Genomic DNA, 13,094 nt, shown 5'->3' with positions numbered 1-13,094 from the left:
CACGCCCGCGACGGGATACTGGAATCGCGCCCCCGGCGAGGCGCCCTGGCCCAGCTCGTGCTTCCCGATGAGGCCGACCAGCAGCCGACCCCGGCACTGGTGGCACCCACCGAGCGCCACATGTTTTCCACCTTTCCCCGATGGGATGTTCTCCCGTCGGCCACCCGACCGTTGCAAACGCTGTACTGGACCCACCGCTGGCTGGGCGTCCTCGGATGCCTGCTGTTCGCGATGTGGTTCCTGTCTGGCGTCGTGATGACGTACGTGGGCTTTCCCGCGCTGACGGACACCGAGCGCCGCGCGGGACTCGCGCCGCTCGTGCTGGCGGACGCCCGCGTGTCCGCCAGCGCCGCCATGGACGGCCTGCCCGGCCCGCCGCGCCGGCTCAGCCTCGACATGCTGCTCGGCGAACCGGTGTGGCGCATCGTTGATGCGGACGGGGCGCGGCACACGGTGTCCGCGCGCGACGGCCGCGATGCCGGAGCCACCGGCGCCGCACGCGCGGAACGCATCGCCCGGCAGTTCTCCGGACACCCGCAAGCGCGGTGGGTCGAGACCCTCGCCCATGACGAGTGGACCGAACCGAACGCCCTCGACCCGTGGCGCCCGCTGCACCGCATCGCGGTGGGCGACGATGCCGGCACCGAGCTCTACGTGTCCGCCCTCACCGGCGAAGTGGTGCGTGACACCACGCGGCACGAACGGTTCTGGAACTGGCTCGGCGCGGTGCCGCACCGGCTCCCCTTCACGCCGTCGCGTGCCGATCCGCCGTGGTGGCACGACGCCGTGCGGTGGATCGCCGGCGCCAGCATCGTCTCTGCCGTCACGGGCGCCGCGATCGGCTGGTGGCGAGCGCGCCGGCGGAGGCATGGCCAGGGCGGCGCCGCGTGGCGCGGGGTCGGCACCCTGCTGCTGCTCGCCTCGGCCGCCAGCGGCGGGTGGTCGATGGCGGTCCACCGCGGGTTCGCCAGCGCCGCGACACCCGTGGCGCAGGCCGGCCCCATGCCGTCGCGCCTGCCCCGCCCACCGGACGGTGCCCGCGAAGTGCGCGTGTCGTGGCTGTCCGGCCGCCCGCTGCTGCAGTGGCACGACGCCGCCGGCCCGGTCGCGGTCACGGGCCTCGACGGCACGCCGGTGTTTGTCGCGCAGGCCGACATCCTCCGGGCGGCCGTGCAAGAGCGGCCCGGCGCAGCGGTGGCCTCGGCCTCCCTGCTGATGCAGCCCGACGCCCAGTGGTTCGGCAACCCCGCCAGCCACCCGGTGCCGGTGTGGCGCATCGTGTTCGCTGACGCGGAGTCCACGTGGCTTTACCTCGACCCGGCCAGCGGCCAGGTGCTCGGCCGCAGCGACCGGGTGTTGCGCCTGAACCGCTGGCTCTTCGACGGCGCCCACCGCCTCGCGTTTCCATGGCTCGTGCAGCACCGGCCCGCATGGGACATGGTGGTCCTGGTTCTCTCGGCGTCGGGCTTCGCCGCGTCGGTGCGAGGGGTGGTGGCGGGCTGGCGGCGTGCACGCCGGGCCCCCTGACGCCCAGGGAAACACCGGCCCCGACAACGGTGCCGGTTCGACGCCCCATGTGGACCCCGGGCACACTGGGCACCTTCTGTTCACCCGCCCACCTGCCATGGCCGCCTCGCTCCCGCCCCGCCTCGTGCTGACCGACGTCGATGACACCCTGACCTGGGAGGGCCGCCTGCCCGCCGAGGCGCTGCAGGCGATGTACCGCCTGGCGCAGGCCGGCATCGAGGTGATCCCCATCACCGGGGCCTGCGCCGGCTGGTGCGACCAGATGGCCCGCACCTGGCCGGTGGCCGCGGTCATCGGCGAAAACGGTGCGTTCGTGATCGAACGCGATGGCCGCCACCTGCGGTACCACGACACACAGGATGAGACCACCCGCGCGCGCCACCGGGTTCAGCTTGCCGACGTGGCCGCGAGGGTGATGGCCCAGGTGCCGGGGCTCGGGTTGGCACGCGACAACGGCTACCGCCGCTACGACCTCGCGCTCGACCATGCACAGGAGGTCGACCCCGTTCCCGCCGCCGACGTGCGCCGCGCGCTGGACGCCGCCCACGCCGCGGGCGTGCAGGCCACGGCCAGTTCCATCCACATCAACCTGTGGCTCGGCGACTTCAGCAAGCGGCTCGCCGCCCAGCGCTGGCTGCACCAGCGGTTCGGGTGGAACGATGCCGACCGTGCGGCCCACGCGGTGTTCGTGGGCGATTCGCTCAACGACGCCCAGATGTTCGAGGCGTACCCGCGCAGCGTGGGCGTGGCCAACGTGCGGCCACACCTGCCGCACCTTGCCCATCCGCCGGCACACATCACCCGCGCACCCGGCGGGTTCGGGTTTGCGGAATGGGTGGACGACTGCCTGCGCGGTCAGCCCAGTGCCCGGTCCAGGTGAACGTACCCGCCATCCGGGTGCAGCCACTGCCCCGTGGTGTGCGACGACCGGTCGGAGATCAGGAAGACCACCAGGTCGGCGATCTCGGCATCGGTGGTCATGCGGTGGCCCAGCGGAATGCGGTCGGCGATGGTGCGGGCCGCGGCCTCGGGATCGGGCCGGGACTGGAGCCAGCGGCGGTACATCGGGGTCATCACTTCGGCGGGCAGGACCGCGTTCACGCGCACGCCATGGGGCGCCAGGCTCACCGCCCACTCGCGTGTCAAACCCAGCAGCGCGCCCTTGGCCGCCACGTAGCCACTGGTGTCGCCTTGGCCGGTCAGCGCCGTCTTCGACGACACGTTGACGATGGTGCCACGGCGCGCCTTGATGGACTCGGCGCACAGGTGCGCGAGCAGGTAGGCATGGACCAGGTTGGCCTCGAGCGACTGCCGGAAGGCCTGGGTGCCTGCCGCGAGCCCGACACCGTCGTTGATGCCGGCATTGTTGACGAGTGCGTCGATGCCGCCCAGCTCGGCCACGGTGGCTTGCACCGCAGCCGTGCAGGCGGCTTCGTCGCGGAGGTCCAGCTGGAAAAACCGGAACCGGGGCGCCAGCGCGCGCAGTTCACGTTCGAAGCCGGGCTGCAGTTCATCTCGGCCCAGGATCACCGGCACGGCGCCCTCGCGCGCCAGCTGGAGGGTGATGGCGCCGCCGATGCCTTCACCGCCACCGGTGATGACAACGACCTTGTCGTCCAGGTGCAGGTCCATCGCGTGTGTTCCCTTCAGTGGCGGTGCGTGTGCGCAGCCAGCGACGACCGCTTCATTTCAATGGAATAGCCCGGGCGCGTGGGCGGCATGTAGGCCGCATCGCGGATGACACACGGGTCGATGAAGTGTTCGTGCAGGTGGTCCACGTACTCGATCACCCGGCCCTCCTTCGACCCGGCGATGCAAAGGTAATCGATCATCGAGAGGTGCTGCACGTACTCGCAAAGGCCCACGCCCCCGGCATGCGGGCACACCTTGAGCCCGTGTTTTGCCGCCATCAGCATCACAGCGAGCACCTCGTTCACCCCGCCCAACCGGCACGCATCGATCTGGACGACGTCGATCGCACCCCGCATGATGAGTTGCTTGAACATGATGCGGTTCTGGCACATTTCGCCAGTGGCCACCTGCATGTGCCCCTTCATCTCGTTGCGGATGCGCCGGTGCCCCTCGATGTCATCGGGGCTCGTGGGTTCCTCGATGAACCAGGGTTTCGCGAACGCGAGCGCTTTCAGCCAGCCGATGGCCTCGTCCACCTCCCACACCTGGTTGGCGTCGATCATCAACTGGCGGTCGGGGCCGAGCACCTCGCGGGCAATGCGCACGCGGCGCACGTCGTCCGCCAGGTCGCGGCCCACCTTCAGCTTGATGTGCGTGAAACCTTCGTCCACGGCCTGCTGCGCCAGGCGCCGCAGCTTGTCGTCGCCGTAACCCAGCCAGCCAGCCGACGTGGTGTAGCAGGGGTATCCGTTGGCCACGAGGTCCGCCAGACGGGCGGCCTTGCCGGCCTCGCGTTCGCGCAGCAACGCCAGCGCTTCGTCCGGCGTGATGCAGTCGGTGATGTACCGGAAGTCGATCAGCCGCACCAGTTGTTCCGGGCTCATGTCGGCCACCAGCTGCCACACGGGCTTGCCCTCGGCCTTGGCCCACAGGTCCCACACCGCGTTGACGACCGCGCCGGTGGCCAGGTGGATCGCCCCCTTGTCCGGGCCGATCCACCGCAGCTGGCTGTCGGACGTGATGTGGCGCCAGAAGCGCCCCATGTCGGCCGCGACCCACGCCAGGTCGAGGCCGACCACGAGGGGTTCCAGCGCACGGATCGCGGCGCAGCAGATCTCGTTGCCGCGGCCGATCGTGAAGGTCAGGCCATGACCTTCCAGGTCCGGCCGATCCGTCTCGAGGACCACGTAGGCGGCCGAATAGTCGGGGTCCGGGTTCATCGCGTCGGACCCGTCCCGCTGGACGGACGTGGGAAACCGCACGTCGAGGACGCGCATGGCTCGGATGGTGGTCATGGTGTGGTCATCCCGGCGCGAAGCATCACGCCTGCACCGTCCGTTGCTGTTGTTCGCCGAGGCCCTGGATGCCCAGGCGCATGGTCTGGCCGGCGGCCAGGTAGACCGGGGGCTTCTGCCCGAGGCCCACGCCGGGTGGCGTACCGGTCGAGATCAGGTCGCCGGGCTGCAAGCTCATGAACTGGCTCAGGTGACTCACGAGCTTCGCCACGCCGAAGACCATCGTGCGGGTGTTCCCGTTCTGGAAGCGGCGGCCGTCGACCTCGAGCCAGAGGTCCAGGGCCTGCGGATCGGGCACTTCGTCGGCCGTCACCAGCCACGGCCCGATGGGGCCGAAGGTGTCATGGCCCTTGCCCTTGTCCCACTGGCCACCGCCCCGTTCGAGCTGCACCTCGCGCTCCGACACGTCGTTGATGACGCAGTAGCCGGCCACGTGGCCCAGCGCGTCGGCCTCGGCGATGTAGCGGCCGCCCCGGCCGATGACCACGCCGAGTTCGACCTCCCAGTCGGTGCGCCGGCTGCCGCGCGGGATCTCCACCGCGTCGTTCGGCCCCACGATCGCGCTGGTCCACTTGGAGAACACCACCGGCTCGGGCGGCACCGGCATGCCGGATTCCGCGGCGTGGTCGGCGTAGTTCAGGCCGATGCAGATGAACTTCCCCACCCGGCCCACGCACGGGCCGAGGCGCAGCCCTTGTTGCGGGGTGCCGGGCACGATCGGCAGGCTGCCGATGGCGATGTGCCGCAGGCGCTCGAGGCCTTCGGGGGTAAGCACGTCGCCAGCGATGTCCGGGATGACCCCGGAGAGATCACGGACGAGCCCGTCGTTGTCCAGCAGGCCGGGTTTTTCCTGGCCGCGCGGGCCGTGACGCAACAGTTTCATGGGAGCTTTCGAAAGAGGAAGGGTTGGAGAAAGGCGCGCAGGAACTCAGATCGTCACACCACCGTCGACCAGCACGGCCTGGCCCGTGACAAAACGGGAGGCGTCGCTGAGCAGGAACACCACTTGCGGCGCGATGTCATCCACCGTGGCCAGGCGGCCCATGGGCTGGCGCGCGATGAAGTCCTTCTCGGCCTGCACGGGGTCCGGCGCGCCGGCGATGCGCTGGCGCAGCGACGGTGTGTCCACGGTGCCCGGGCACAAGGCATTGCACCGCAGGCCGACGCGCACGTAGTCGGCGGCGATCGCCTTCGTCATGCCGATCACCGCCGCCTTGGTGGTGCCGTAGGCGAACCGGTTCGGGAACCCCTTCACCGACGACGCCATCGACGCCATGTTGAGGATGGACCCGCTGCTCTTCTGGTTCGCCATGCGCTCCAACATGCGGGGCAGGACCGCGCGGATCACCCGGTAGGCGCCCTTCACGTTCAGGTCGAAGCTGAAGTCCCAGGCGGCGTCATCGCACTCCAGCACGGTGCCCTGGTGCACGAAGCCCGCGCAGTTGAACAAGCCATCCAGGGCCGGCAAGTCGCCGGCCAGCGCCGCGACGGCGGCATCGTCGCGCACGTCGAGCAGACGCGTCTCGATGCTGCCGTGGGCGGCGGCGAGCCGCTCCAGCAGCGCGGGGTCGATGTCGGTGGCCACGACGCGGGCGCCGGCGCTCGCGCAGGCCAGGGCGCTGGCGCGGCCGATGCCCTGGCCCGCGGCGGTGATCAGGATCGTCTTCCCTTCGAGATTCACGGCATTCATGGTTGACCTTTGCAACGGTTGTTGATCCACCCGCGTCATGGCGTGGGCCCCCACGCGTCGAGCTGTTCTCGTGTCGGAAGGCCGTCGCTGTCGCCGGGGTGCTGCACGACCCGCGCGCCGATGCGGTTGCCCCGCATCGCGGCGGCCACGAGGTCCAGTCCTTCCAGCCGGGCGCTGATCACCCCCACGGCGAAACCATCCCCCGCGCCCACGGTGTCCACCACCTTCGGCACCGGCACGCCGGGCACCCGGGTCGACAGCCCGTCCCGGCCTGCACACCACGCCCCGTCCGCACCGAGCTTGACGACCACGTCCGCGGCGCCCAGGTCCAGGTAGTGCCGTGCAATGGTTGCGGCATCGTCGAGCCCCGTCAACCGTCGCCCTTCCGCGATGCCCGGCAACACCAGGTCGCTCAAGCCGGCCAACGTGTTGACGGTGCGGCACATCTCCTCGGCCGAAGGCCACAGGCGCGGCCGCAGGTTCGGATCGAACGACACGCTCATCCCGCGAGCCCTCGCCCAGCGCACCGTCTCGAACACGAGTTCGCGGCAACCGGGCGACAGCGCCGGGGTGATGCCGGTGACGTGCAGGTGGCGTGCGCGCACCGGCCGGAGCGAGGCGAGGTCGCCACCCGCCATGGCACTGGCCGCCGAATGCCGGCGGTGGTACTCGATCTCCGGGTCTCGGCCGTCGGTCGCACGGGACTTGAGCATGAAGCCGGTGGGTCGGGTGTCGTCCACCGCGACGAGGCCGGTGTGGACGCCCTCGTGCCGCATCGTGTCGAGCAGGAACGTGCCGAACGCGTCGTCGCCCACGCGGCTCAGGTAGCCCACCCGCAAACCGAGCCGGGCGAGCCCGATGGCCACGTTCAGTTCGGCCCCGGCACAGAAGCGCCTGAAACGGGCGGCCCCGGCCAGCGGCCCCGCGTCCTCGGCGGCGAACAGCACCATGGCCTCGCCCAGGGTCAGCACATCCACGTCGAACGGCACCATCACATGACCGCGCCGAGTTGCCAGGGCACGAACTCGTTGTCGCCCAGGCCATGCACTTCGCTCAGCGACGACGCACCGGACGCGGTGGCCAGCATCAGCTCGAACAGGCGCCCCCCGGCGTCCTGCACGCTCAGCACACCGTCCACGATGTCGCCGGCATTGAAGTCCATGTCCATGCGCATGCGGCGGTACATGGCCGTGTTGGTCGCGATCTTCAGCGACGGCGTGGGCTTGCAGCCGTAGGTGGAGCCCCGCCCCGTGGTGAAGCAGATCAGGTTCGCACCACCGGCCACCTGGCCCGTGGCCGACACCGGGTCGTACCCCGGGGTGTCCATGAACACGAGGCCGGGACCGCTCACCGGTTGGGCGTACACCACCACGTCCATCAGGCCGCTGCCACCGCCCTTGGCCACCGCGCCGAGCGACTTCTCGAGGATGGTGGTGATGCCGCCGGCCTTGTTGCCCGGTGACGGGTTGTTGTTCATCGTTGCACCGTGCTGCGTGGTATAGGCCTCCCACCATTGCAGCCGGGCCATCAGCGCGTGCGCCACCGCGGGGCTGGCGGCGCGTGCCGTCAGCAGGTGTTCGGCCCCGTGGATCTCCGGCGTTTCCGACAGGATGGCCGTGCCGCCGTGGCGCACCAGCAAGTCCACTGCCGCCCCCAACGCCGGATTGGCGCTGATGCCCGAGTAACCATCGGATCCCCCGCACTGCAGGCCGACCACCAGCCGCGACACGGGCACCGTGCTGCGCCGCGCCGTTGCGGCAGCGGCGGCCAACTGGTGCACGATGGCGGTGCCTTGTTCGATGGCTTCGCGCGTGCCACCGGCCTGCTGCACCGTCATCGACCGCAGCCGCGACCCACGGTCCGTGGCCAGCCCCTCGGTGATCAGGTCGACCTGGTTCACCTCGCACCCCAGGCCGATCACCAGCACCGCCGCGAAGTTGGGATGGGTGGCGTAACCCCGCAGCGTGCGCCGCAGCACGTCGATGCCCTCGCCCTCGCCGCTCATGCCACACCCGCTGCCGTGTGTGATGGCCACGACACCGTCGACACTCGGGTACGCGGCCAGCCCCGGTCCGGCGAAGGCCTGCGCGATGGCCTTGCACACCGTGGCAGAGCAGTTCACCGACGAGATCACGCCGATGTAGTTGCGGGTGCCGACCCGCCCGTCGCCGCGCACGAACCCTTCGAACGTGGCCGCCGGTTCGATGGGCACCGTGGGCCGGTAGGACCGCCCCACGCCATGCGCGAGGTTCGACTCGCCCATCCCGACGTTGTGCACGTGCACGTGGTCACCGGCCGGGATCGCGTCGCGCGCCACGCCGATCACCTGCCCGTACTTCAACACGGCACCGCCACGCGGGATGTCGCGCAGCGCGATCTTGTGGCCGGCGCCGATGTCACCCCTCGCGACCACGGCGGTTTCCGGGTGCGGGTTCAGCGTGGTGCCGCGGGTGATGTCCACGCGGGCCACGCCCACGTTGTCGCTCGCATGCAGCACGAGCAGCTGCTGGGTCGGGGTGGTGTCAGTCGGCATGGAACACCTGCTCCATCGGCGCCCAGTGTTCACCCTCGCCGCGGCTGTCGAGTGGACGCTGGCAGGGTCCGCAGAGGGCCCACCACCGGCGGGTTTCCGGATCCTCGGCGATGGCCGCCATGTCGGCGGCGTAGTCGTTGCCGTGGTACTCCCAGCAGCCGAACAGCAGGTTCTCGGGCTCTCGCAGGAAGATGCTGTAGTTGCGGATGTGGGATGCGGCCAACCGGCTCAGCACCGATGGCCAGACGGCGGCGTGAAGCCGGCGGTATTCGTCGATGTGTTCCGGCGCGATGCCGATCACCATGCCCATTCGTTCCATGTCGAAAAGTCCGTCAGTCGGCGAGCACGCGCCGGAGTTGAGGTTGCAGCAGCCCGGGCACCCGCGACCGCGCCAACGCAACGACCGGTTCGATGCGCCGCTGCTTCTTCTGCGCGTGGTTCTGCGCGATGTCGGCGAGCCGGTGGGCCAGGTAGGGGTTGAGAAAGCGGTCGCGGAGTCCGGCCAGGTACGTGCGGGCGGCGACGCCCTCCCCCAGGGCATCGAACACCGGCAGCACCTCCTGCTGCCATGCGGCTTCCAGCGCGTCGCGCAGTGGCGTGTCGTTCATGGCCTGCCGAACCGTCATGTCACCGCCGTGACCACCCCGCAGCCACAGGTCGGCGAGCACTGTGTGCCCGAGGTTCAGCAGGAAAAGCTTCAAGCGCTCGAACCGCGCCAGGTCGTCGGTGAGCACGATGGCCGGGTGGCCACAGGGCAGTTGCAGCCGTGGCTGGCGTTCGATCGCCCACAGCGCATAGGGCTCCGCCACCGCACCCACCGGGTCCAGCGCCTCCGACACGATGCGGTCCACCAGCGAGTTGGCCCACACGACATGGGATTGCATCCACGCCACGCAGGCCGGCGCGCAGGCCCAGGTTCGGGCGAGGTCCACCACGATGTCGCGCAGGCGCTCGCCGTTGCGCGAGACCAGCTCACACGGCAGCACCGTCAGGTCGGCGGTCGGCCGGGCCTGCCACCGGTCGTGCAGGAGCACCACCAGCTTGGCCGGGAACGACACCGGCGCCGCCGCATCGCCCGACAGCAGCGCTGCCGTGTCTTCGGCGATGCACTGCCACCCGGTGTCACCGGTGTTGGACACGATGACCCGCACGGGGCCGCAGGCCCGCGCCCGCACCGTGGCCCACTGCGTTCTTGCGTCGAGCGACTCGCGAACGGACCGCGATATCTTGCGCACCTCCGAGGGCTGCCCGTCCACCAGGCCGCGCACGATGACCTCGTAGCCTTCGTCCCGCGCGAGCGCGGCGGTGCGCGCGCTGCTCACCGCGCTGCCCGTGGTCTGCACCACGGTGATGCCGCCGAGCGCGTCCCCGCGTTCAGCGGCTTCGGACACGAACAGGTCCACATGCGCCTGCAGGAACCGGCTCGTGCCGAACTGCAGGATGGGATGGCCCGGCAGCGTGGCCATGCTCAGCACTCGACGATCGCCTTGATGACCCCGGCGGCCGGGTCCAGCAGGCCCGCGAACGCCGTGGGCACCTCGGCGAGGGCCATGCGGTGGGTGGCGAGCGCCGCATCGGGCACCTGGCCGGACCGCATGGCCGCGATGACGGTGTCGAAGTCCTCCGTGGTGGCGTTGCGGCTGCTGAGCAGCGTGGCCTCGCGCTTGTGGAATTCCGGGTCGGAGAACCGGATGTCGCCCTGCACGATGGACACGAGCACGTAGCGTCCGCCATGGGCCACGAAGCGGAAACCCCGTTCCATCGCCTGCGCGTTGCCGGTGGCGTCGAACACCACGTCGAAGAACTCACCGTCGGTGAGGCGCGCCAGTTCGGCTTCGTCGCCGTCGCCCAGCGGCACGGCCGACGAAATGCCCACATGCTGCAGCGCGAAATCGAGGCGGTCGCGCCGCCCGTCGATGGCGGTGACCTGGCCACCGCGCAGCCTGGCGAAGATCATGGCCGCCAGGCCGATGGGCCCCGCGCCCACCACCAGCACGCGCTGCCCCGCGGCCACATCGCCACGGCGAACCGCGTGGGCGCCGATGGCGAGGAACTCGAGCATCGCCGCCTGGTCGAGCGAAATGCCCTCGGCCTTGTGCACGAAACCCCGGGGTACGGTGATGTACTCCGCCATGGCGCCGTCGCGGTGCACGCCCAGCACCTCGATGCGCACGCAGCAATTGGTCTTGCCTTGCCGGCAGGCGACACACCGTCCGCACGACAGGTACGGCATGACGTACACCGGGTCCCCCGCTTGAAGGCCACTGTCCGCATCGGCCGCCTCCACCACACCCGACAGCTCGTGGCCCATCACCCGCGGGTACGCCAGGTACGGCTGGTTGCCCGTGAAGATGTGGAGGTCGGTGCCGCAGACACCGACACGCTTGACCCGCAGCAGCACGTCGCCCGCGCTTCGCTCGGGACGAGCACCCTGCCGGGCCTGCAGGTTGCGCGGAGATTCGCAGATGATGGTGAGCATGGGGGATCGAAGGTCGAGGGTTGGAAGGGCCGGACTCAGCGGGCGGCGAACGAAGCAGGACGGCGTGTGTCGGCGAGGCGGTACACACGCATGGCGTTGCCGCCGAAGACGGCGTGCATCACGCGGTCGGACACCGCGGAGTCGAGGGACCGGATCAAGGTGCGGCTCATGTCGAACCAGTGCTGGTAGTCGCCGGCCAGCCGCAGCACGGGCCAGTCGCTGCCCCACAGCAGCCGGTCGGGGCCGAACGCGCGCCACAGCACATCAACGCACGGGCGGAGCGTTTCGGCGTTCGCGTGCGGGCCGGCTTCCGTCAACAGCCCGGACACCTTGCACGTCACGTGGGGCAGTTCCGCCAGGCGCTCGATGTGCGACTGCCAGGCGCCGAGGTCCCCGGACGCGAGGGGTGGCTTGGCCGCGTGGTCCACCACGATGCGCAGGTCCGGGTGGCGCCGGGCGAAAGCCTCGAGGGCGGGCAGGTGGCGCGGCAGCACTAGCGCGTCGAACACCAGCCCGCGGTCGGCCATCCGGCGCGCGGCCGGGTCCACGGCGCGGTCGGCGATCCAGTCGTCTTCGGGCAGGTCCTGCAACATGGGGCGAAGGCCCTTGAGCTTGCCGTCCCCACCGAGGGCGTCGATGCGCGCCGGCGCGTCGGCCGCCTTCATGTCGACCCAGCCCACCACGCCCCAGACGACGTCGTGGCGTGACGCGAGCCGGAGCAGGTGGTGTGTCTCGGCTTCGGTGGGCAGCGACTGCACCAGCACGCTGCCGTCGATCCCCGCGCGCACCCGCAGGGGCTCGAAGTCCGCCGGTTCGAAGTCGCGGTGGATGGCCGACAGCGCCGGCGGCGGCCAGTGCCCGCGCCGGTCGGCGAGCTGCCAGAAGTGCTGGTGGGCGTCGATGCGGGGAGGGTCGGTGACGTTCATGGGGTGTTCACGCGTCGAGGCAAGGGCGCACCCGCTACGGTGCGCCCGCGCAGGCCGGTCAGTAGAGGACGTTCTTCGCTTCCGGCTTGTCGATGTTGGCCTTCGTGACCATCACGACCCCGGTGTCGATGAACTTGTCGACCTTCTTGCCGGCCAGCACCGCCGCCACGGTCTTCACCCCCAGGTGGCCCATCTGGAAGGACCCCTGCACCGCGGTGGCTTCGAGCGTGCCTTCCTTGACGAACTTCTGGAGGTCCTCGTTGCCGTCGAAACCGACTGCCACGACCTTGCCGGCCTTGCCCGACTGCACCAGCGCCCGGCCCGCGCCCACGGCGGTGGGTTCGTTCGCGGCGAAGATGCCTTTCAGGTCGGGATTGGATGCGAGGACGTCGGTCGTCTGGTTCAGCGCCGTGGCCATCTGCGATTGCGAGTAGAACGGCCCCACGATCTGGAGCTTGGAGTTCTTCTCGATGTACTTCCTGAAGCCCCCGACGCGGCCGATCTCGGAGCCGGCACCGGCCACGTACGACATGATCGCCACCTTGCCGGACGTGCCCACCTTCGCGATCAGCTGTTTCGCGCACAGCTCACCGGCGAGGTTGTTGTCGGTGGCCAGGAAGGCCTGGTAGTAGTTCTTGCCGGCGTCCGACACCATCGAGTCGATCAGCACCACCGGGATACGGGCCTCCCACGCCTTCTTGAGGGCCGGCACGAGGGCGTCCGGGTCGGACGGCGCGAGCACGATGCCGGCCACCTTGCGGTTGATGGCGTTCTCGACCAGGTTCACCTGTTCGGCGATGGCGGCCTCGGAGGCCGGGCCCGAGAACGTCATGGTGTGACCCTGGACCTCCTTCAGGCCGGCGTCCGCACCCTTGTTGACGTTCTGCCAGAACGTCGAGTTGGCGGTTTTCACGATGACGGCGATTTCACCGGCCGATGCGGTGCCGCACGCGACGGCAACGACAGTCAGGCTCAACAAGCGGGCAACGATCTTCTTCACATTGACTCCTCA

13 protein-coding genes are annotated in these 13,094 nt (G+C 70.1%); 2 read left to right on the top strand and 11 right to left on the bottom strand.

What is annotated here, in order from left to right:
• The first annotated feature begins 120 nt into the window (after positions 1 to 120).
• A complete protein-coding gene (locus ASC87_RS14880; protein WP_056663357.1) occupies positions 121 to 1,527 on the top strand; it encodes a hypothetical protein in 1,407 nt (468 codons plus the stop codon).
• A gap of 97 nt (positions 1,528 to 1,624) precedes the next feature.
• Positions 1,625 to 2,407 carry an HAD family hydrolase gene (locus tag ASC87_RS14875; protein ID WP_056663218.1) on the top strand — a complete coding sequence of 261 codons (783 nt, stop codon included), beginning with the start codon at positions 1,625 to 1,627 and terminating at the stop codon, positions 2,405 to 2,407.
• Here ASC87_RS14875 and ASC87_RS14870 read toward each other — a convergent pair.
• From ASC87_RS14870 to ASC87_RS14820, 11 genes are read right to left on the bottom strand one after another with little or no spacing between them, the layout of a single operon-like run.
• Positions 2,383 to 3,159, bottom strand: coding sequence for an SDR family oxidoreductase (locus tag ASC87_RS14870; RefSeq protein ID WP_056663215.1), 777 nt, complete (start codon positions 3,157 to 3,159; stop codon positions 2,383 to 2,385). The two genes, ASC87_RS14875 and ASC87_RS14870, sit on opposite strands and share 25 nt — an antisense overlap.
• Positions 3,160 to 3,173: 14 nt before the next feature.
• On the bottom strand, positions 3,174 to 4,454 hold the full coding sequence (locus ASC87_RS14865; protein WP_056663213.1) for an L-fuconate dehydratase: 1,281 nt from the start codon (positions 4,452 to 4,454) through the stop codon (positions 3,174 to 3,176).
• A gap of 25 nt (positions 4,455 to 4,479) precedes the next feature.
• Positions 4,480 to 5,337 carry an ureidoglycolate lyase gene (locus ASC87_RS14860; RefSeq protein WP_056663211.1) on the bottom strand — a complete coding sequence of 286 codons (858 nt, stop codon included), beginning with the start codon at positions 5,335 to 5,337 and terminating at the stop codon, positions 4,480 to 4,482.
• A 45-nt stretch (positions 5,338 to 5,382) separates the two neighbouring features.
• On the bottom strand, positions 5,383 to 6,135 hold the full coding sequence (locus ASC87_RS14855) for an SDR family oxidoreductase (RefSeq protein ID WP_056663354.1): 753 nt from the start codon (positions 6,133 to 6,135) through the stop codon (positions 5,383 to 5,385).
• Between the two features lie 44 nt (positions 6,136 to 6,179).
• The gene (locus ASC87_RS14850) at positions 6,180 to 7,133 is read right to left on the bottom strand and encodes a sugar kinase (protein ID WP_369820767.1); all 954 of its coding nucleotides are present in this window, start codon (positions 7,131 to 7,133) and stop codon (positions 6,180 to 6,182) included.
• A 2-nt stretch (positions 7,134 to 7,135) separates the two neighbouring features.
• Positions 7,136 to 8,677 carry a UxaA family hydrolase gene (locus ASC87_RS14845; protein WP_056663204.1) on the bottom strand — a complete coding sequence of 514 codons (1,542 nt, stop codon included), beginning with the start codon at positions 8,675 to 8,677 and terminating at the stop codon, positions 7,136 to 7,138.
• Entirely contained in the window at positions 8,667 to 8,996 is a 330-nt protein-coding gene (locus ASC87_RS14840; protein ID WP_056663200.1) for an L-rhamnose mutarotase, read from the bottom strand. The genes ASC87_RS14845 and ASC87_RS14840 overlap by 11 nt, the downstream gene beginning before the upstream one ends.
• A 13-nt stretch (positions 8,997 to 9,009) precedes the next feature.
• Entirely contained in the window at positions 9,010 to 10,143 is a 1,134-nt protein-coding gene (locus tag ASC87_RS14835) for a D-mannonate oxidoreductase (protein WP_056663198.1), read from the bottom strand.
• A gap of 2 nt (positions 10,144 to 10,145) precedes the next feature.
• Positions 10,146 to 11,156 (bottom strand): zinc-binding alcohol dehydrogenase family protein, encoded by a 1,011-nt coding sequence (locus tag ASC87_RS14830; protein ID WP_056663195.1) that lies wholly within the window; start codon positions 11,154 to 11,156, stop codon positions 10,146 to 10,148.
• Between the two features lie 35 nt (positions 11,157 to 11,191).
• The gene (locus tag ASC87_RS14825) at positions 11,192 to 12,082 is read right to left on the bottom strand and encodes an amidohydrolase (protein WP_056663192.1); all 891 of its coding nucleotides are present in this window, start codon (positions 12,080 to 12,082) and stop codon (positions 11,192 to 11,194) included.
• A 58-nt stretch (positions 12,083 to 12,140) separates the two neighbouring features.
• Positions 12,141 to 13,082, bottom strand: coding sequence for an ABC transporter substrate-binding protein (locus ASC87_RS14820; RefSeq protein ID WP_056663190.1), 942 nt, complete (start codon positions 13,080 to 13,082; stop codon positions 12,141 to 12,143).
• Positions 13,083 to 13,094: the final 12 nt, after the last annotated feature.

The organism is Rhizobacter sp. Root1221 (assembly GCF_001425785.1).
Taxonomy (GTDB): Bacteria; Pseudomonadota; Gammaproteobacteria; order Burkholderiales; family Burkholderiaceae_C; genus Rhizobacter.
The sequence above is the reverse complement of the archived record's forward strand: the minus strand, read 5'-3'. Positions and strand labels throughout refer to the sequence as shown.